General features: G+C 48.7%; 25 protein-coding genes. 11 read left to right on the top strand and 14 right to left on the bottom strand.

What is annotated here, in order from left to right; all coding sequences use genetic code 11:
• The first annotated feature begins 384 nt into the window (after positions 1-384).
• From frdA to blc, 5 genes are all read left to right on the top strand, one after another.
• Positions 385-2184: a fumarate reductase (quinol) flavoprotein subunit gene (gene frdA / locus DSM2777_RS23215; RefSeq protein WP_046458199.1), complete on the top strand. Its 1800-nt coding sequence runs from the start codon at positions 385-387 to the stop codon at positions 2182-2184.
• On the top strand, positions 2177-2911 hold the full coding sequence (locus tag DSM2777_RS23220; RefSeq protein WP_025798733.1) for a succinate dehydrogenase/fumarate reductase iron-sulfur subunit: 735 nt from the start codon (positions 2177-2179) through the stop codon (positions 2909-2911). The genes frdA and DSM2777_RS23220 overlap by 8 nt, the downstream gene beginning before the upstream one ends.
• Positions 2912-2925: 14 nt before the next feature.
• The gene (gene frdC, locus DSM2777_RS23225; protein WP_040046331.1) at positions 2926-3324 is read left to right on the top strand and encodes a fumarate reductase subunit FrdC; all 399 of its coding nucleotides are present in this window, start codon (positions 2926-2928) and stop codon (positions 3322-3324) included.
• Positions 3325-3341: 17 nt separating this feature from the next.
• A complete protein-coding gene (gene frdD, locus DSM2777_RS23230) occupies positions 3342-3698 on the top strand; it encodes a fumarate reductase subunit FrdD (RefSeq protein ID WP_046458201.1) in 357 nt (118 codons plus the stop codon).
• A gap of 106 nt (positions 3699-3804) precedes the next feature.
• Positions 3805-4353, top strand: a complete 549-nt coding sequence (gene blc, locus DSM2777_RS23235) for an outer membrane lipoprotein Blc (RefSeq protein ID WP_061555251.1) — start codon at positions 3805-3807, stop codon at positions 4351-4353.
• Between the two features lie 30 nt (positions 4354-4383).
• Here the strand turns inward: blc and sugE are convergent, their stop codons facing one another.
• From sugE to efp, 4 genes are all read right to left on the bottom strand, one after another.
• Positions 4384-4701 carry a quaternary ammonium compound efflux SMR transporter SugE gene (gene sugE, locus DSM2777_RS23240; RefSeq protein WP_025798724.1) on the bottom strand — a complete coding sequence of 106 codons (318 nt, stop codon included), beginning with the start codon at positions 4699-4701 and terminating at the stop codon, positions 4384-4386.
• A gap of 179 nt (positions 4702-4880) precedes the next feature.
• The gene (locus tag DSM2777_RS23245; protein WP_008814834.1) at positions 4881-5012 is read right to left on the bottom strand and encodes an entericidin A/B family lipoprotein; all 132 of its coding nucleotides are present in this window, start codon (positions 5010-5012) and stop codon (positions 4881-4883) included.
• A gap of 95 nt (positions 5013-5107) precedes the next feature.
• Entirely contained in the window at positions 5108-5209 is a 102-nt protein-coding gene (locus tag DSM2777_RS23250) for an entericidin A/B family lipoprotein (RefSeq protein ID WP_372338158.1), read from the bottom strand.
• 120 nt (positions 5210-5329) lie between these two features.
• The gene (gene efp / locus DSM2777_RS23255; RefSeq protein ID WP_025798719.1) at positions 5330-5896 is read right to left on the bottom strand and encodes an elongation factor P; all 567 of its coding nucleotides are present in this window, start codon (positions 5894-5896) and stop codon (positions 5330-5332) included.
• 44 nt (positions 5897-5940) lie between these two features.
• Between efp and epmB the strand changes: the two genes are divergently transcribed.
• The 3 genes from epmB to DSM2777_RS23270 all read left to right on the top strand — a co-directional run bounded on the left by epmB (position 5941) and on the right by DSM2777_RS23270 (position 8602).
• Positions 5941-6975 (top strand): EF-P beta-lysylation protein EpmB, encoded by a 1035-nt coding sequence (epmB, locus tag DSM2777_RS23260; protein WP_046458205.1) that lies wholly within the window; start codon positions 5941-5943, stop codon positions 6973-6975.
• A 482-nt stretch (positions 6976-7457) separates the two neighbouring features.
• Positions 7458-8087: a fimbria/pilus periplasmic chaperone gene (locus DSM2777_RS23265; protein WP_211271125.1), complete on the top strand. Its 630-nt coding sequence runs from the start codon at positions 7458-7460 to the stop codon at positions 8085-8087.
• Between the two features lie 2 nt (positions 8088-8089).
• Positions 8090-8602, top strand: a complete 513-nt coding sequence (locus tag DSM2777_RS23270; RefSeq protein WP_061555253.1) for a CS1 type fimbrial major subunit — start codon at positions 8090-8092, stop codon at positions 8600-8602.
• Between the two features lie 59 nt (positions 8603-8661).
• On the opposite strand, the gene hemW is transcribed toward DSM2777_RS23270, so the two are convergent.
• The 5 genes from hemW to DSM2777_RS23295 form a co-directional block, all read right to left on the bottom strand.
• On the bottom strand, positions 8662-9792 hold the full coding sequence (gene hemW / locus DSM2777_RS23275; protein ID WP_061555254.1) for a radical SAM family heme chaperone HemW: 1131 nt from the start codon (positions 9790-9792) through the stop codon (positions 8662-8664).
• The gene (gene rdgB / locus DSM2777_RS23280) at positions 9785-10378 is read right to left on the bottom strand and encodes an RdgB/HAM1 family non-canonical purine NTP pyrophosphatase (RefSeq protein ID WP_061555255.1); all 594 of its coding nucleotides are present in this window, start codon (positions 10376-10378) and stop codon (positions 9785-9787) included. The genes hemW and rdgB overlap by 8 nt, the downstream gene beginning before the upstream one ends.
• A 53-nt stretch (positions 10379-10431) precedes the next feature.
• Positions 10432-10734 (bottom strand): DUF167 family protein YggU, encoded by a 303-nt coding sequence (gene yggU, locus DSM2777_RS23285; protein ID WP_046458209.1) that lies wholly within the window; start codon positions 10732-10734, stop codon positions 10432-10434.
• A gap of 5 nt (positions 10735-10739) precedes the next feature.
• A complete protein-coding gene (locus DSM2777_RS23290; RefSeq protein WP_025798710.1) occupies positions 10740-11294 on the bottom strand; it encodes a YggT family protein in 555 nt (184 codons plus the stop codon).
• Positions 11295-11367: 73 nt separating this feature from the next.
• Positions 11368-12081: a YggS family pyridoxal phosphate-dependent enzyme gene (locus tag DSM2777_RS23295; protein WP_061555256.1), complete on the bottom strand. Its 714-nt coding sequence runs from the start codon at positions 12079-12081 to the stop codon at positions 11368-11370.
• Positions 12082-12103: 22 nt separating this feature from the next.
• Between DSM2777_RS23295 and DSM2777_RS23300 the strand changes: the two genes are divergently transcribed.
• The 3 genes from DSM2777_RS23300 (at position 12104) to DSM2777_RS23310 (ending at position 13683) form a co-directional block, all read left to right on the top strand.
• Positions 12104-13120: a type IV pilus twitching motility protein PilT gene (locus DSM2777_RS23300; protein ID WP_061555257.1), complete on the top strand. Its 1017-nt coding sequence runs from the start codon at positions 12104-12106 to the stop codon at positions 13118-13120.
• Positions 13121-13184: 64 nt separating this feature from the next.
• Entirely contained in the window at positions 13185-13436 is a 252-nt protein-coding gene (locus DSM2777_RS23305) for a type II toxin-antitoxin system Phd/YefM family antitoxin (protein ID WP_061555258.1), read from the top strand.
• Positions 13429-13683 carry a Txe/YoeB family addiction module toxin gene (locus DSM2777_RS23310; RefSeq protein WP_046458213.1) on the top strand — a complete coding sequence of 85 codons (255 nt, stop codon included), beginning with the start codon at positions 13429-13431 and terminating at the stop codon, positions 13681-13683. The genes DSM2777_RS23305 and DSM2777_RS23310 overlap by 8 nt, the downstream gene beginning before the upstream one ends.
• A gap of 5 nt (positions 13684-13688) precedes the next feature.
• On the opposite strand, the gene ruvX is transcribed toward DSM2777_RS23310, so the two are convergent.
• The 5 genes from ruvX to endA form a co-directional block, all read right to left on the bottom strand.
• Complete coding sequence (gene ruvX, locus DSM2777_RS23315) at positions 13689-14111, bottom strand: Holliday junction resolvase RuvX (protein ID WP_046458214.1); 423 nt, start codon at positions 14109-14111, stop codon at positions 13689-13691.
• The gene (locus DSM2777_RS23320; protein WP_061555259.1) at positions 14111-14674 is read right to left on the bottom strand and encodes a YqgE/AlgH family protein; all 564 of its coding nucleotides are present in this window, start codon (positions 14672-14674) and stop codon (positions 14111-14113) included. Before DSM2777_RS23320 ends, ruvX begins: the two co-directional genes overlap by 1 nt.
• Positions 14675-14879: 205 nt before the next feature.
• A complete protein-coding gene (gene gshB / locus DSM2777_RS23325; RefSeq protein WP_061555260.1) occupies positions 14880-15833 on the bottom strand; it encodes a glutathione synthase in 954 nt (317 codons plus the stop codon).
• Positions 15834-15842: 9 nt separating this feature from the next.
• Positions 15843-16574, bottom strand: coding sequence for a 16S rRNA (uracil(1498)-N(3))-methyltransferase (gene rsmE, locus DSM2777_RS23330; RefSeq protein WP_061555261.1), 732 nt, complete (start codon positions 16572-16574; stop codon positions 15843-15845).
• 108 nt (positions 16575-16682) lie between these two features.
• Positions 16683-17393, bottom strand: coding sequence for a deoxyribonuclease I (endA, locus tag DSM2777_RS23335; RefSeq protein WP_061555262.1), 711 nt, complete (start codon positions 17391-17393; stop codon positions 16683-16685).
• Between the last annotated feature and the right edge of the window lie 68 nt (positions 17394-17461).

Genomic DNA, 17461 nt, shown 5'->3' on the forward strand with positions numbered 1-17461 from the left:
GTCTACCCGCATCATCGCAGGCAGACAAACCATTGGCGCTCACTGAGTGAGCTAATAACCACACAGCAAAACTATTGGCTGCTCTATATTCTATAAAAAGAACATAAAATACATAAAAACCACGAGAACAGGCAAAAATAGCGCTGATATCACATTTTTGTACTACGGTTAGTAGGGAAAACAGCAAAACAATCGATCACATCAAGTTTCTACTACTTCGTTTTAGGTATAATTTTATCACTTGAACTTATAAATCTTAGCCATTCCCGATGCGCACTAAAGAGAGCAACTGTTTGAATATCTGCTACTACTTCTCTTAGTGCGACATTTGGAATGGTTATTCATTTTAATTGATATTGACAATTGATCACCCGGAGGAATGCAGTGCAAACCTTTAACGCAGACCTTGCCATCGTCGGGGCAGGGGGTGCTGGTTTACGTGCAGCAATTGCAGCAGCGGAAGCCAACCCTCAACTGAAGATCGCGCTTATCTCTAAAGTATATCCAATGCGTAGCCACACCGTGGCCGCAGAAGGCGGATCAGCAGCCGTTACTCAGGCTCACGACTCATACGACTACCATTTCAACGATACCGTTGCTGGTGGTGACTGGCTTTGTGAACAGGATGTGGTCGATCATTTCGTCCATAACTGTCCTCGCGAAATGGCTCAGCTTGAGCAATGGGGTTGCCCTTGGAGCCGTAAACCTGACGGTTCCGTTAACGTTCGCCGTTTTGGCGGGATGAAGATTGAGCGTACATGGTTCGCCGCGGATAAAACCGGCTTCCATATGCTGCACACTCTTTTCCAAACTTCTTTAAAATATCCACAGATTCAGCGCTTTGATGAGCACTTCGTTCTCGACATTTTGGTCGACGAAGGCAAAGCACGCGGCCTTGTTGCCATGAATATGATGGAAGGTAATCTGGTTCAGATCCGTGCAAACGCCGTAGTTATGGCAACAGGCGGCGCAGGCCGTGTGTATCGCTACAACACCAATGGCGGCATCGTTACCGGCGACGGTATGGGCATGGCGTTAGATCACGGTATTCCTTTACGTGATATGGAATTTGTTCAGTATCACCCAACCGGCCTGCCGGGTTCAGGGATCCTGATGACTGAAGGCTGTCGTGGTGAAGGTGGTATTCTGGTCAACAAAGATGGCTATCGCTATCTGCAAGACTACGGAATGGGCCCTGAAACCCCACTCGGCGAACCAAAAAACAAATACATGGAACTGGGTCCACGCGACAAAGTTTCTCAGGCATTCTGGCACGAATGGCGCGCTGGCCGCACCATCTCTACTCCGCGCGGCGATGTGGTCTATCTGGATCTGCGTCATCTGGGCGAGAAAAAACTGCTGGAGCGTCTGCCGTTCATCTGTGAGCTGTCTAAAGCTTACGTGGGCGTCGATCCGGTTAAAGAGCCGATCCCAGTTCGTCCAACCGCGCACTACACCATGGGTGGTATTGAAACCAACCAGAACTGCGAAACCCGTATTCAGGGTCTGTTCGCCGTGGGTGAATGTTCTTCTGTTGGTCTGCACGGTGCAAACCGTCTGGGCTCTAACTCTCTGGCAGAGCTGGTGGTATTTGGCCGCGTTGCGGGCGAACACGCTGTTCAGCGCTCACAGGAAGCCACTCCGGCTAACGGCAGCGCGCTAGATGCACAGGCAAAAGACGTTGAAGCACGTCTGCACGCACTGGCTAATCAGGAAGGTACTGAAAGCTGGGCGAAAATCCGTGACGAGATGGGCATGTCAATGGAAGAAGGCTGTGGTATCTACCGTACTACTGACCTGATGCAGAAAACCGTTGATAAATTGGCCGAACTGAAAGAACGTTTCAAACGCGTCAAAATCACCGATAACTCTAGCGTCTTCAACACCGACCTGCTGTACACCATCGAATTGGGTCACGGCCTGAACGTGGCTGAATGTATGGCTCATGCGGCAATCAACCGTAAAGAATCCCGTGGCGCACATCAGCGTCTGGATGAAGGTTGCACCGAGCGTGATGACGTTAACTTCCTGAAGCACACCCTGACATTCAAAAATGCCGACGGCCTCGCCCCACGCATTGAATACAGCGACGTGAAAATTACCAAACTGCAACCAGCAAAACGTGTATACGGTGCTGAAGCAGAAGCTCAGGATGCAAAGAATAAGGAGCAAGCGAATGGCTGAGATGAAAATCTTGAAAATGGAAGTCATGCGCTATAACCCAGAACAGGATGCCGAGCCGCATTTCGTGACGTATGACGTCCCGTATGACGAAACGACTTCCCTGCTGGATGCGTTAGGCTACATCAAAGATAATCTGGCTGCCGACCTGTCTTACCGCTGGTCTTGCCGTATGGCAATCTGTGGTTCTTGCGGCATGATGGTTGACCGCGTGCCTAAACTGGCGTGTAAAACCTTCCTGCGTGACTACCCAACCGGTATGCGCGTTGAAGCGTTAGGCAACTTCCCAGTAGAACGCGATCTAGTGGTCGATATGACTCACTTTATCGAAAGTCTGGAAGCCATTAAGCCATACATCATCGGTAACAACCGTAAACCAGAAGACGGCACCAACCTGCAGACCCCAGCACAGATGGAAAAATACCATCAGTTCTCCGGCTGCATTAACTGTGGTCTGTGCTACGCAGCCTGCCCACAGTTTGGTCTGAACCCTGAGTTCATCGGCCCAGCCGCTATCACTCTGGCACACCGTTACAATCTGGATACCCGCGACCACGGGAAGAAAGAGCGTATGCCTGTTCTGAACTCCGATAACGGCGTTTGGACTTGTACCTTCGTCGGTTATTGCTCAGAAGTTTGTCCAAAACACGTCGACCCAGCCGCTGCTATCCAGCAGGGCAAAGTTGAAAGTGCGAAAGACTTCATGATCGCGATGCTGAAACCGCAATAAGGGAGGATGAATCAATGACGACTTCAACTAAACGCAAACCTTATGTGCGTGGCATGCAGGCTAACTGGTGGCAGAAACTCGGTTTCTACAAGTTCTATATGCTGCGCGAGAGCTCTGCTCTGGGCAACGTATGGTTCAGCATCGTGCTAATTTATGGAATTTTCTCCATGAAAGACGGCGCTGCTGGCTGGGAAAGCTTTGTGGCTTTCTTGCAGAACCCACTGGTGCTGATCCTGAACATCATCTCATTGCTTCTGGCTGCACTTCATACCAAAACCTGGTTTGAACTTGCTCCAAAAGCGGCCAATATCGTGGTTGGTGACACGAAAATGGGCCCTGGTCCGGTGATCAAAGCCCTTTGGGTAGTGACCATCATTGCGACCGTGGTCATTTTGGCCGTTACCCTGCTGTAACCGTAAAGGAGAACATTGTGAATAATAAAGTATACAAACGTTCTGACGAGCCGGTTTTCTGGGGGCTATTTGGTGCAGGCGGCATGTGGGGTGCAATCATTGCGCCCGTCGTAATTCTGATCGTTGGCATCATGCTGCCTCTGGGTTGGTTCCCAGATGCACTGACTTTCGAACGTGCGCTGAGCTTCAGCCAGAGCTTCATTGGCCGTATTTTCTGGTTGCTGATGATCATTCTGCCGCTGTGGTGTGGTTTGCACCGTATGCATCACATGATGCATGACCTGAAAATCCACGTACCTGCGGGTAAATGGGTGTTCTACGGTTTAGCTGCGATTCTAAGCGTAGTTGCGCTGATCGGCGTATTCACGCTGTAATGAGTCACTTCGCTGTATGAAAGCCTCCTCCGGGAGGCTTTTTTATTGGTTAGATTCCCGCTATCAGGTCTACACTTTAACGGTATTCGTTTGAAAAGGAGCCGTTATGCCTGTTTGGTCTCGCATTGCCGCTGTTTGTACAGCACTGCTCTCCGTTGGCTGTAGCACTAAGCCGCCGCCTGACGTCACTGTCGTCAGCGACTTTCAACTGCCCCGCTATCTTGGCAACTGGTACGAAATTGCTCGCCTCAATCATCCTTTTGAACAGGGATTAGACCACGTCACAGCCCACTACAGCATGCGGGAAGACGGTGGTGTAAAGGTCGTTAATCGTGGATTTAACACTGAAAAGCACCAATGGAAGGAGAGCATCGGCAAAGCTTATTTCGTTCAGTCACCGAACGTTGCTTCGCTCAAAGTGTCTTTCTTCGGCCCATTCTATGGCGGTTACAACGTGATTGAGTTGGATAGCGAGTATCGCTACGCGCTGATTTGCGGACCCAATAAGAACTACCTATGGATACTGGCGCGTACACCGACGTTGGATAACGACGTGAAGCAAAAGCTGCTGGCAACCGCCCAGCGCTATGGATTTAAAACTCAGGATTTAATTTGGGTGAACCAATCACCTATCGATATGAGCCCGCCTCATTAGAGGCGAGCTGTAACGCGAGCGAGGCTAAGATTATTGGCTACTGAATTTCAAACCCAGTATCCCGATAACGATCAGACACAGGCTGATAATTCTTGGCAGGCTCGCAGATTCCCCTAGCAGTACAATCCCCATAATGGCCGCCCCTACGGCGCCAATTCCCGTCCACACGGCATAAGCGGTGCCTGCCGGTAAAGTTTTCATCGCGTGCGCCAGCAGCACCATGCTAACCACCATGGCAGCAATAGTAATAATGCTCGGCGTTAAGCGAGAAAAACCATGGGTATATTTTAGGCCTATGGCCCAAACAACTTCCAAGAGACCAGCGACCATCAGAATGATCCAAGACATGCGATTTATCCACAACGATGGGGTCGTCCCCGAATTAAGATACGTACACAGGTCGTCCTGCGTAGTTTTTTTGAATGGTAAAGCGTCGTTAGGATACGATGATTTTGAGAAAAAGTTAAGAAGAGGAAATATCAGGGCGTAGGCAACAAGACAACGCCCTTGCGTATGGCAAATAAAAGCTACTGTGCGGCGCGCTGAATCGCCTGACCACCGGCTTCTACGTCTTCACCCGCACCGCGAGTCGTATTACAGCCAGCCAAAGCGGCAAGAACTAACAGAGAACATACTAATGCGATGCTTTTCTTAATCATTGCTATCTTCCTTATCTGCAGTTTTAAAAGTAATGCCTTTTAAGCGTAGACAAGAAATCAGCAGTAAGCGAAAAAACATCACCGCTCTTAATTAATTAGCTCGCTACCCGTGAAATCGCGCCACCGAGATGCTGTACATCCTCGCCGAATCCGCGGGCGGTGTTACAACCGCTCAAAGCCGCTAACGCACTCACCATCAATGCCAACACAACGATTTTCTTTATCATATTTATCCGCGTTCCTCATGCGAGCCTTTTGGGTAAAAAAAAACCGCGTTATACGCGGCTTTTTTTAAAACAAATTAGCTTTCTTCGCAATTACTTAACGCGAGAAACATATTCGCCAGAACGGGTGTCAACTTTGATCACTTCGCCGATCTGTACGAACAATGGAACTTTAACCACTGCGCCAGTGCTCAGGGTTGCAGGTTTACCGCCGGTACCCGCGGTATCACCTTTCAGACCTGGATCGGTATCAACGATTTCCAGCTCTACGAAGTTTGGAGGAGTAACCTGAATTGGACGGCCGTTCCACAGAGTTACGATACACTCTGCCTGATCCAGCATCCATTTAGCGTTATCGCCGATAGCTTTCTCATCAGCAGCCAGCTGCTCGAAGGTTTCGTTGTTCATGAAATGATAGAACTCACCGTCGTTGTACAGGTAAGTCAGGTTCAAGTCGACAACGTCCGCGCCTTCTGCGGAGTCAGTAGATTTAAAGGTTTTTTCAACACGGGTGCCGGTCAGCAGGCGACGCATTTTAACGCGAGCAAAGGCTTGGCCTTTACCTGGTTTAACGAACTCGCTGCTTTCTACTGCATAAGGCTCGCCCTCGAACATGATTTTAAGACCGGGACGGAAATCGTTGCTAGAATAAGTCGCCATAAAGGCCCTCTGAATTATTTATAACTGGTAGCTTAGCCAAAAAAATGGCACATATTGTAACTCAAAATACGCAGTCTAGAGAAGATTGGCTGCAACAACTTGCCGATGTTATTACTGAACCGGCAGAATTGCTTGAATATTTAGCACTTTCTGACAGCCCTGAATGGCAAAAAGGCCACGATGCGCGGCGTCTTTTCGCCCTGCGCGTTCCTTACGCCTTCGCTCGGCGCATGAAAAAGGGCGACCCGAACGATCCGCTCCTCCTTCAGGTCATGACGTCCGCCAGCGAATTTATCGCCACGCCGGGCTATTCAACCGATCCGTTGGAAGAACAAGACGACGCCATCGCCGTGCCAGGACTGCTGCATAAATATATTAACCGAGCGCTGCTGTTGGTCAAAGGCGGCTGTGCGGTTAACTGTCGTTATTGCTTCCGCCGTCACTTTCCCTATCAGGAAAATCAGGGAAACAAAGCCAACTGGCGTCACGCCCTAGATTATATTCGCCAACAGCCGGAACTGGATGAAATCATTTTCTCCGGCGGCGATCCGTTGATGGCGAAAGATCACGAACTGGCATGGTTGCTCGACGAGATAGAAACTATTCCGCATATTAAACGGCTACGCATCCATAGCCGCTTGCCGGTGGTTATCCCTGCCCGAATCACCGAAGCGCTGACCCAACGTTTTTCTCAGTCACGCTTGCAGATTCTACTGGTGACTCACATTAACCATGCCAATGAAATTGACCCAGAGCTTTGTGATGCCATGACACGCCTCAAACGCGCCAACGTCACGCTTCTCAACCAAGGCGTTTTACTGCGCGGGGTGAATGATAACGCAGATACATTGGCTAAGCTCAGCAATGCACTGTTTGATGCGGGAATTATGCCTTATTACCTGCATGTCCTCGATCGAGTACAAGGCGCGGCGCATTTTATGGTGCCAGATGATGAAGCACGGCTGATCATGCGTGAACTGATGACGAAAGTCTCAGGCTATATGGTACCGAAGCTTACCCGTGAAATCGGCGGGGAGCCAAGTAAAACGACCATTGATTTAGGCTTGCGCCAGCGCTGATATCATCCCCCATCCCTCCCTTTCGGGGGAGGGAACTTAGTTACGATAATTCCAATACTGCCCTTCCCTCAATTCAGTTAAAGCCATTACGAAACACCTCGCAGACTGACGTTAACTTAATTATTTTCATCTTTTATCCATACCTATAATAAGGGTAAGGCAACCACATCAATTTACTATCGACCACTGAGCATGAAAAAAAATAGTCTATTCAGATGATCGTCAAAAAAACATCAACTATCATTAATTAACAGGGAAATCTTTATATACAAAATAATTATGGATCCATCATGAAAGTGAAATTTTGAGAGGCTATTGTGTATCAATATCTAATAAATTTTAAAATACACTTATCTAGTGAAAGGTCTATTAATAGCGGAGATACAATTATTTATCTTAAAGTCATATTTTATCTCCTGTTAGTTAGCTTTATACCTAATAGCTGCTACGCGAATATATCTGTCTACCCGATGGTCATGAATATGAATGGCGGTACTGAAGACACATCGCTTCAGGTCAGCTCTAAGGAGAACAAAACGCAATATATACGGGTCACTGTAAAACGAATTGTGCATCCAGCCACGCCAGAAGAACGAGAAGAAAGTGTGACTGCTGATGAACGCGGTTTGATTGTTTCGCCCCCAAAATTTATTTTACCTGCTAACACCCACTATAAAGTCAGGCTTATGAGGCTAAATCCTTCTGAACAAGAGGAAACATGGCGGGTTTATTTTGAATCCATTCCTGCGCCTTCTGAAACGCAGGGAGAATTGCCGGATAAAACACAGGTAAATATTAATTTCATATGGGGTGCGCTCGTGAGGATTATACCTACGCAAACAGATGCGAAATTGGGATTGAACCACAATGGGCGACAATTATTTAACGCGGGAAATATTCATTTGAATATTTTACGGGTAGCACAGTGCACCTCCGTGTGTTCTTGGCAGCCTATCAACAAAAGAATATATCCAAATGAAGCACTTCCACTCCCACCTGAATTATCGACACATCTTATTCGGGTTGAATATAGCTATGATGATACCCCTCCCCAGTTAATTAATTTACCCGCGGGCACAACACCTGTATCTTTGAATCAAATCCGGAGCTAACCATGAATGAAAAATACCCATTCTATATAATTTTCATCATCTCGATACTTTCCGTTGCCAGCTCCGCTCAAGCATTACAGAGCAATATTACAATTAACGTAAACGTTGCTCCATCATTGGTTGTCACGAATCATAATGGCACGATATTACCTACTGCATTGACGATGGACTTTATCCCGTCAACCAATAAGTTTGGCACTGTGGTTCAACCCGCAATCATTTCCAGCAACGATGTAGCTCAAGGAGTTAAAGTTAAGCTGCTTGACGAACCTAAACTGGTGTCCACTCAGGACCCAAGCAAGCAGGTGAAACTGAAAGTTAAACTAGACGATAATAATGTAACGACCACCGATACGCTTATATCTAAAGCAGACTTCATCTCCAGTCAGCACATGGCGACTCGTCATTCCCCCGTGGCCAGCAAATTGACTATTTCGCAAGATCCTAGCAGCACCATAAGCAAGCCAGAGATCTATCAGGGTACCGTTAATTTAGTATTAACAATGGCTCCCTAATTTCATCGCTAAATAATATAAATACGGCCTGCTAAATCGGGAGCAGCAGGCCGCTATAATTACAAAAACAGCTCTAGCAACGAATTCAAAAACAGTTTTCCGTGCTCGGTAATCTGCCAATACTCATCGGTTTCTACGATATAATTCTGTGCCAGCGCTTCATCTAACTGGGCACGAATCACCTCTTCGCCAAGACCGGTGTACAGTTGGAATTCTGCACGCGGCGTAGGCTCGAGCAATCTAAAGCGGTTCATAAAGAATTCGAACGGACGATCGTCGCTCTCTACTTCATGCTGTTTATCGAGATAGCGTCCTTGCATATATCCGCGTGGATGGCGTGTTTTCGCCGTGCGTAAAATACGGCCGTCTTCAAACGTCACTTTACCGTGCGCTCCACAACCAATCCCCAGATAGTCACCAAAGCGCCAGTAATTCAAATTATGCTGGCACTGATAGCCCGGCTTGGCATAGGCCGAAGTTTCGTATTGCTGATACCCAGCTGCGCGTAGCAGTTCATCACCGCGCTGGAAAATGTCCCATAGCGCATCGTCATCAGGTAATTTCGGCGGACGCGAACCAAACAGCGTGTTCGGCTCAATAGTGAGTTGATACCACGACAAATGCGGCGGATTCAGCTCAATCGCCTGACGTAAATCATCAAGCGCCTCTTCCAATGACTGGTCTGGCAAACCATGCATTAAATCGAGATTAAAGCTGCGTAATCCTAAGCCTTGCGCCAAATGTGCAGCGCGTTTGGCCTCTTCTGGCCCGTGGATGCGCCCTAAACGCGTTAACTTCTCTGCGCTAAAGCTCTGCACACCAATCGAAATACGATTGATACCGGCTCGCTGATAGGCGCTAAAGCGATCGGCCTCAACGGTGCCGGGATTCGCCTCCATGGTCACTTCTGCATTGGCCGCAACCGGTAAACGCACTCGAACACCATCCATCAACCGCTGCATACCCTCGGCGCTTAGCAGGCTCGGCGTTCCACCACCAATAAAAATGGTGCCGATTTCACGCCCTGAGGTAAGCGCCACATCAGCATCTAAATCAGCCAACAAATGGTCGACATACTCCGTTGAAGGAATATCACCTTTTTGAGCGTGAGAATTGAAATCGCAGTATGGGCATTTCTGCACACACCACGGGATATGAATATAGAGGCTAAGCGGAGGCAACTTAAGCATTGCGCATCGCTTCCAGCAGCAGCTTCAACGCTTTACCACGATGCGAAACCGCAATTTTCTGCTCTTTGCTGAGCTGTGCCGCAGAACAACCTAACTCAGGAACGTTGAAAATAGGGTCATAGCCGAAGCCGCCGTCGCCTGATGGTGCGAAACTGATTTCACCCGCCCAACTGCCGTGACATACCAGCGGCGTAGGATCTTCAGCATGGCGCAAATAAACTAATACGCAGTGGAATCGTGCCTGACGTTGGCCTTCGGGAACGTCTTTCAGCGCCACCAGCAATTTCTCGAGATTCTGACGGTCGCTAGCATCCTCGCCCGCATAACGTGCGGAATAGATCCCTGGAGCCCCGCCCAAAATATCCACGGCTAAACCGGAATCGTCGGCAATCGCAGGTAACCCCGTGATCTGCGCAGCATGGCGGGCTTTAAGAATCGCGTTCTCAATAAATGTCAGGCCCGTTTCTTCCGCAGAGTCCACACCCAATTCAGTCTGTGCCACAACGTCTAAGCCAAAGTCTGCTAGCAAGCTTGCCAACTCGCGAACTTTGCCCGCATTTCCCGTCGCCAATACCACTTTTTGCATGATAAATCCTATATATAGCACCGGCAGGCTAATGCCTGCCGGTAGAAAAACAATTATTCAGGGGAGCACAATGCTGAGATCACATCAGGGATTTGTTGAGGTTGGTTAATGCGAACCTGCTTATGCCGGCCCAACTCCCCTTTCTCAATAACCACCTGACTTTTAGCGACTCGAAACTGTTTGGCGATAAATTTTTGCAGATGAGCATTAGCCTGACCATCCACCGGCGGTGCGGTAATGGCGACTTTTAACTCTTCACCATGCAGCCCAACAATCTGGTCACGGCTGGCTTTCGGCTGAATATAAAGGCGTAAAACCAGCGCATCACTCTCAAACTTTACTGCGTCTGTACTTATTCCACTCACAGCAAGAACCAGAGCTGCCCCAGAAGATCCATGCCGAGATAATTCAGCATGTACAGCACCAAGATCACGACCATGGCTGAAAAATCTAGACCGCCCATCGCAGGAAGAAAACGACGTATCGGCGACATCAACGGCTCAGTCAGCTGCATCAACACATAATCCATTGGGCTGCGGCCTTGGCTGATCCAGCTCATGATAGAACGGATGATAATCACCCAGAACACCAGATAACCTGCAGATTTGATAACGGAAATCAGGCCAAATAGCAGGTTGTACGGGCTAAGCGAGATCTCTCCGCTTTGGATCAGCAGCAACAGCGGATATTTAATCGTCATCAGCAAAAATGCCACCAGCAGCGAAGACGAATCAATCGGCCCCAGTGAAGGGATTACGCGACGCAGCGGTCCCACAATCGGCTGAGTCACTTTCACAATAAACTGCGACAGCGGATTATAAAAATCAGTGCGTGCCCATTGCATCCAGATCCGCAGCAATAAAATCATGACGTAAAGGTCAATGACAGTTTTGACCAAGAAAGTCAGTGTTAGCATGAAAAACCCTTTATCCGTTAAATGGTAAGGTAAGTAAGAAAATTAAAATAATCAGTCTATTAACTGATAATTATTATGAAGTTGTACCGTAATCACGGGCGCCAAAAATCGCTGTACCGATACGCACGAGCGTACTGCCTGCGGTAATCGCAGCCGCCATATCATGAGTCATCCCCATCGATAACGTATCAATATGCAGATACTGCGCTTTAAGAGCCAAAAACGCCTGTTCCATTTGCTCAAACACTGCTTTTTGCTTCGCAGGATCTTCTTCTGGCGCAGGAATGGCCATCAAGCCACGCAAACGAAGATTAGGCATTTCAGCGACCTGCGCAGCTAACGCATCAAGCTCGCTCAGTTCAATACCTGATTTGCTGCTTTCATCGCTAATATTAATTTGGATCAGCACGTTCAGCGGCGCACATTCCGCGGGGCGTTGTTCACTCAAACGCTGAGCAATTTTCACACGATCGATGGTATGAATCCAATCGAAATGCTCCGCCACTAAGCGGCTTTTATTAGATTGCAATGGGCCAATGAAGTGCCACTCCAATTCCGAACCGTGGGGTGTCTGTGCAAAATGCTGGATCTTGCTCACCCCTTCCTGCACGTAGTTTTCACCAAAGGCTCGTTGCCCTGCGGCAATCGCTTCTTCGATGGCGCTCACAGGCTTAGTTTTACTGACTGCAAGTAACGTAACTTCTTCTGGAGACCTGCCGCAATCCTGAGCCGCAGCGCTGATACGGCTCCTGACGGCCTCTAAATTTTGTTGGATAGTGCTATTCATAATTTTTGGCTCAGGAGGTTAAATGGATTTTTGTGATTTATTGGCTCGTAGTGTAAAGCAAAACGCATCAGATCTGCATCTTTGCACTGGATATCCACCCGTTCTTCGTATCGACGGCGCATTGCAGACGGTCGAAGCAGAGCCGCTAACGTCCCGCCAGATTGACTCTTGGCTGGCGATGCACCTGCCTACCGAAGCCGATACGCTATGGCGACAGCAGCATCAGGTAGATTTCGCCTTAAACCTACATGGGGGCATCCGGCTCAGAGTCAATGCTTTCCAGCAATTACATGGCCCCTCTCTGGCCCTGCGCATTATTCCAAACACGATCCCGACGCTGCATGATTTATCTGCGCCAACGGCACTGCCTAATCTTCTTGAGGCGGGCTCTGGGCTCATTTTGGTCTGTGGTGCAACCGGCAGCGGAAAATCCACAACGCTTGCCGCCATGCTGAACCATATAAACCACCATCAGCCATGGCACATTATTACGCTGGAGGACCCTTTGGAATTTATCCATATCCCGCAGCAATCGCTTATCCAACAGCGTGAAATTGGCGCTCATGTTCCCAGCTTTAACCAAGCGCTACGCGCCGCGCTGCGAGAGGATCCCGATGTCATTTTACTGGGTGAATTACGTGATGCGGAATCCATTCGTTTAGCCCTCACGGCAGCAGAGACGGGCCATCTCGTATTAGCGACGCTACACACGCGAGGTGCCGCGCAAGCGGTAGAACGGCTGATTGATGTCTTTCCTGCCGAAGAGAAAAATTTTGTACGTACACAAATCGCAGGCAGCCTGCGGGCGGTGCTGGCACAGCAGCTTTTGCCCAAACAGGGCGGAGGAAGAGTCGCCGCGTTTGAGTTTCTGCTCAATACACCTGCCGTCAGTAACTTAATCCGTGAAGAAAAAGCGCACCAGATAGCTACCGTACTGCAAACGGGGCAACGACAAGGAATGCTAAGTTTTGAGCAGGATATTGCTCGATTAAACGCACAAGGAATACTTGGGAGGATAAAAAATGACCATAACCACTAACCTGCTCACTAAGGTCAATGTACAATATCGTTGTACATTGTCACTTTCCGGTCAGGAGATTTTTATGCGCAACATCACCTACTCAGCGGCTCGAGCCACGTTAGCCTCAGTCATGGATCAAACGATTCAGGACTGCACGCCCATACTTATCACCCGTCAAAATGGTGAAGACTGCGTTTTGATGTCTAGCAAAGAATATTCCAGCCTCATGGAAACCGCTTATTTAATGCGCTCACCCGCGAATGCTGAACACCTGCTTAAATCATTGGCACAAGCTAGCGCCAAGGCTCTAGAACAGAAGGTGCTGGATGAATAAATTCTTCACGGATGAGTCTTGGGCCGATTACGTCTTCTGGCAGGAAAATGACAAACGTTTTATTAAACGTATCAATGAATTGATTAAAGAAATTGAAAGGACCCCGTTCACAGGGATTGGTAAACCAGAGCCTTTAAAACATCATCTATCGGGCTATTGGTCACGCAGAATTAATGAAGAACACCGGATCATATACCGGGTAGAAGAAGACAGGATGATCATCCTGTCTTGCCGCTATCATTATTAGTCAGCTCATCCTGCCTGCTGATCAAACCAGCTTTCCAGAATAATCACCGCAGAGGCGGCGTCTACGCTACCTTTATCCAATGCACGATAGCCGCCACCGGCAAAAAGATGCGATCGCGCTTCGACGGTACTCAAGCGTTCATCGTGCAGAGCAATTTGCACACCAAAACGACCATGAATGCGATTAGCAAACTTTCGCGCCTGAGCGGTAACCGGTTGTTCGGTGCCGTCCATATTGAGAGGTAGCCCAACCACCACGAGATCGGGCTGCCACTCCTTTAAAATTTTTTCAATTTTTGTCCAGTCGGGTGAACCTTCATTTGCCTTAAATGAAGCCAGTGGCCGCGCCGTACCTGTAATCTCTTGCCCAATCGCAGCACCGATACTTTTGGTACCAAAATCGAAAGCGATAATTGTTCTGTTACCCATTACGCGTGTCCTGCTGAAGTGGCCATATTGCGAATATCGACGCCCAGTTTTTTAGCCGCGCTGACCCAGCGTTCTGAAATTGGCGTATGGAATAGGATGTGCGCATCGGCTTCAACGGTGAGCCACGCATTATCGAGCAGTTCTTGCTCCAACTGTCCTGCCTCCCAGCTGCAATAACCCAATGAAACCAAAATATCTTTTGGCTGTGCTTGAGTCCCTAACGTTTCAAGCACGTCGCGAGAGGTTGTCATCATGCATTCAGCGGAAATCGCGACGCTGGAGCCAAAATTTGACTGTGGCGTATGCAGCACAAAACCACGATCTTCAGCCAACGGACCGCCGTACATGACCGGTTTATCCAACCGAATTTTCTCGTCTCTTGGCTCTGGCGTGATTTTTAGCTTTTCCAATAGGGATCCCAGAGTGAGCTGTTCTAGTGGTTTATTGATGACTAAACCCATCGCACCGTCTTTATTGTGCTCGCACACATAGATAACGGTACGCTTGAATCGGCTGTCCTGCATAGAAGGCATGGCTATGAGAAAATGATGCGCTAAATTCATCGTCGTGGCTTCAACTCGCTGTATTTGTTTATGTGTTCACTAAAGTGTAATCAGTGAATATACCCGTCGCTTTTGAGATGCAGAGGTATAGTGATTTCATCCTGAAATTTTAGTATGCGAATTTTTGGGCTGGATGTCACGGGAGATAACCCCTACCTGCAAGCACGATCAAACATATCTCGCGCAAGCAGGTTGGGGGCAAAAATTACTTCTTACCGATACGTTTTTCAATCGAATCCATCAACATGCCGGTCACAGACACATCAGGGAATGCGGCTTCAATCTCACGCGCACAGGTAGGACTCGTGACGTTAATCTCAGTCAGGCGATCGCCAATAATGTCCAAGCCAACAAAGATGAGGCCTTTCTCTTTCAGCACTGGCGCCACTTTACGCGCAATCGCCCAGTCACTTTCGGTCAATGGACGCGCTTCACCGCGCCCACCGGCGGCCAAGTTGCCACGGGTTTCGCCGCTTTTTGGAATACGCGCCAAGCAGTAAGGAACCGGCTCGCCGTCCACCACCAGCACACGCTTGTCACCGTCTTTGATCGCAGGAAGGAAATTCTGCGCCATGCAGAAACGGCTGCTGTGTTCGGTCAGCGTTTCGATAATCACAGACAAATTCGGATCTTCCGCTTTTACGCGGAAAATCGATGCACCGCCCATGCCGTCGAGCGGTTTCAAAATAATGTCACCGTGCTTGGCATAGAATTCACGAATGTGTTCCGCTTTACGCGTGACCAAGGTATCCGGCGTTAAATCGGCAAACCATGCGGTAAACAGCTTTTCGTTACAGTCGCGCAGGCTCTGCGGCTTGTTAACGATCAAGGTGCCTTTATCTTCCGCGCGCTCAAGGATATAAGTGGCATAAATAAACTCGGTATCAAACGGAGGATCTTTACGCATCAAAATGACGTCGAGATCGGACAGCGCAATATCCTGTTCGCCGTGGAACTCATACCAGCCCGCTTTATCTTCTTTCACACTCAGCAATTGAGTGCGCGCACGCCCTTCACCCACATACATGTAAAGATCGTTCATTTCCATGTAGTGCAGTTCGTAGCCACGGCGCTGTGCTTCGAGCAGCATCGCAAAGCTGGTGTCTTTTTTGATATTGATGGAAGAAATCGGGTCCATCACAATGCCAAGCTTAATCATTCTTTTCTCCTAGCCTAAATCGCCAAAGCGAACCTGAAGTGCGGTTATGGCTGTCAGCGCGGTGGTCTCTGTGCGTAATACACGAGGTCCCAACAGAATATCAGTAAATTGGTAGCCTGCGGTCATGGCAATTTCATCGGCGGATAATCCACCTTCTGGGCCAATCAGCAAACGTACACGTTCAACGGGCAGCGGTAATGTGTTGATACTCGCATTGGCGCGCGGATGCAAATTCAGCTTCAAAGAATCATCCTCTTCGGCGCACCACTGTTCTAACAACATCGTTGGGCGAATTTCAGGGATCACATTCCGCCCACACTGCTCGCAGGCCGCAATCGCAATTTTTTGCCATTGCCCCAGTTTTTTAGCCATACGTTCAGCATCCAGCTTAACGCCACAGCGTTCAGAAATCAGCGGAGTAATGATACTGGCACCCAGCTCAATGGATTTTTGTATGGTGAATTCCATCTTTTCACCACGTGAAATCACCTGCCCTAAATGCAAATGCAGCGGTGATTCACGATCGTCTATCACGCCAGCCTGTACGCTCACCCGAACGTTCTTCTTGCTGGCCGCAATAATATGTGCGGTAAAAATCTGGTTACTACCATCAAATAGCTGGATCTCATGCCCTTCGCTCATGCGCAGAACTCGCCCAACGTGATTCGCAGCATCTTCGCTAAGATCAATTTCGCAAGGCGCATCAAGGCGTTCAGGGTGATAAATACGAGGAATACGCATGAAGTAGATCATCCTTATGAATGATGAGATAAGCGCCGCAGTGCGGCGCTGTAAAAAATATAGGGGGGATTATAAGGGTTGGAGGGAGAACCGACAAACGCCTAACACTCAGCCTTTGGAAGCCTCACAGGCCTGCTGAACATAAGGATTATGATTGCCCTGCATGTTGGCAATCCGCCGATCGCGCGTGCACTCCCACTCGGTGACCGGATATTGACGGTTCCAGACGTCAAATAGCTGAGTTTGCTGTTTAGACAAACGAATGCTGTAACGATCGCGCATATAGAAATAGGTTCTGGCAATGGCTCCACGGGCACGAGCCGGTGGCTCCGCCTGTTTGTTTTTGAAATCAACTTTCATCGGGCATTGCCCATACTGCCCTTCGCCACCGCGCCACTGGCTATACATGAAGTTATTACGGTCGCCGTTCACCTCGCCCACTGCGGGCTGCAAGTTATGCAGATCGGTTTCAATCTTCACATATTGCGGTATTTTGGCGCAGTTTTTACGTCCACCATCCTGCCAGCACTGCATTTGGTGGCCAAACTGCCACGCAGGCATTACGTGTTCCCACTCAATACGTGAAGCGCGATTCTGATTTTTACGCGCCTGATAGCCGCAACTTTCCAGATTGGGGATACCCTTCTTTCCCTGCCACTCAATTTGGCAGCCGCAGTAGAAGGAGCCAGGGGCATCCTGATTCACTTTAACCGCCGCCGCTTTGGCCTGAGTAAAATTATTGATTTTTTGCGCCTGTCCTAAAAGAGGAAAAGCCAGAAGTGCTGAAAACGTCAGCGCGTATGAAATTTTGCGAAGCATATTCCAAAAACAACATTGATATGGAAAAGGCCGCAGGGTAGACAATCCGCCTTAGCCACGCAAACATT

It is taken from the genome of Obesumbacterium proteus (assembly GCF_001586165.1).
In the GTDB taxonomy this organism is placed as follows: Bacteria; Pseudomonadota; Gammaproteobacteria; order Enterobacterales; family Enterobacteriaceae; genus Hafnia; species Hafnia protea.

Bases quoted from the DNA above. Each gene is read 5' to 3' on its own strand.
- DSM2777_RS23305 (WP_061555258.1), top strand. From the start codon at position 13,185: ATGCGCAACATCACCTACTCAGCGGCTCGAGCCACGTTAGCCTCAGTC.
- DSM2777_RS23220 (WP_025798733.1), top strand. From the start codon at position 2,177: ATGGCTGAGATGAAAATCTTGAAAATGGAAGTCATGCGCTATAACCCA.
- efp (WP_025798719.1), bottom strand. From the start codon at position 5,896: ATGGCGACTTATTCTAGCAACGATTTCCGTCCCGGTCTTAAAATCATG.
- rsmE (WP_061555261.1), bottom strand. From the start codon at position 16,574: ATGCGTATTCCTCGTATTTATCACCCTGAACGCCTTGATGCGCCTTGC.
- DSM2777_RS23245 (WP_008814834.1), bottom strand. From the start codon at position 5,012: ATGATTAAGAAAAGCATCGCATTAGTATGTTCTCTGTTAGTTCTTGCC.
- ruvX (WP_046458214.1), bottom strand. From the start codon at position 14,111: ATGGGTAACAGAACAATTATCGCTTTCGATTTTGGTACCAAAAGTATC.
- frdC (WP_040046331.1), top strand. From the start codon at position 2,926: ATGACGACTTCAACTAAACGCAAACCTTATGTGCGTGGCATGCAGGCT.
- DSM2777_RS23300 (WP_061555257.1), top strand. From the start codon at position 12,104: ATGGATTTTTGTGATTTATTGGCTCGTAGTGTAAAGCAAAACGCATCA.
- DSM2777_RS23250 (WP_372338158.1), bottom strand. From the start codon at position 5,209: ATGGTGAGTGCGTTAGCGGCTTTGAGCGGTTGTAACACCGCCCGCGGA.
- DSM2777_RS23320 (WP_061555259.1), bottom strand. From the start codon at position 14,674: ATGAATTTAGCGCATCATTTTCTCATAGCCATGCCTTCTATGCAGGAC.
- blc (WP_061555251.1), top strand. From the start codon at position 3,805: ATGCCTGTTTGGTCTCGCATTGCCGCTGTTTGTACAGCACTGCTCTCC.
- DSM2777_RS23290 (WP_025798710.1), bottom strand. From the start codon at position 11,294: ATGCTAACACTGACTTTCTTGGTCAAAACTGTCATTGACCTTTACGTC.
- DSM2777_RS23295 (WP_061555256.1), bottom strand. From the start codon at position 12,081: ATGAATAGCACTATCCAACAAAATTTAGAGGCCGTCAGGAGCCGTATC.
- DSM2777_RS23270 (WP_061555253.1), top strand. From the start codon at position 8,090: ATGAATGAAAAATACCCATTCTATATAATTTTCATCATCTCGATACTT.
- hemW (WP_061555254.1), bottom strand. From the start codon at position 9,792: ATGCTTAAGTTGCCTCCGCTTAGCCTCTATATTCATATCCCGTGGTGT.
- endA (WP_061555262.1), bottom strand. From the start codon at position 17,393: ATGCTTCGCAAAATTTCATACGCGCTGACGTTTTCAGCACTTCTGGCT.
- DSM2777_RS23310 (WP_046458213.1), top strand. From the start codon at position 13,429: ATGAATAAATTCTTCACGGATGAGTCTTGGGCCGATTACGTCTTCTGG.
- DSM2777_RS23265 (WP_211271125.1), top strand. From the start codon at position 7,458: ATGAATGGCGGTACTGAAGACACATCGCTTCAGGTCAGCTCTAAGGAG.
- sugE (WP_025798724.1), bottom strand. From the start codon at position 4,701: ATGTCTTGGATCATTCTGATGGTCGCTGGTCTCTTGGAAGTTGTTTGG.
- rdgB (WP_061555255.1), bottom strand. From the start codon at position 10,378: ATGCAAAAAGTGGTATTGGCGACGGGAAATGCGGGCAAAGTTCGCGAG.
- gshB (WP_061555260.1), bottom strand. From the start codon at position 15,833: ATGATTAAGCTTGGCATTGTGATGGACCCGATTTCTTCCATCAATATC.
- epmB (WP_046458205.1), top strand. From the start codon at position 5,941: ATGGCACATATTGTAACTCAAAATACGCAGTCTAGAGAAGATTGGCTG.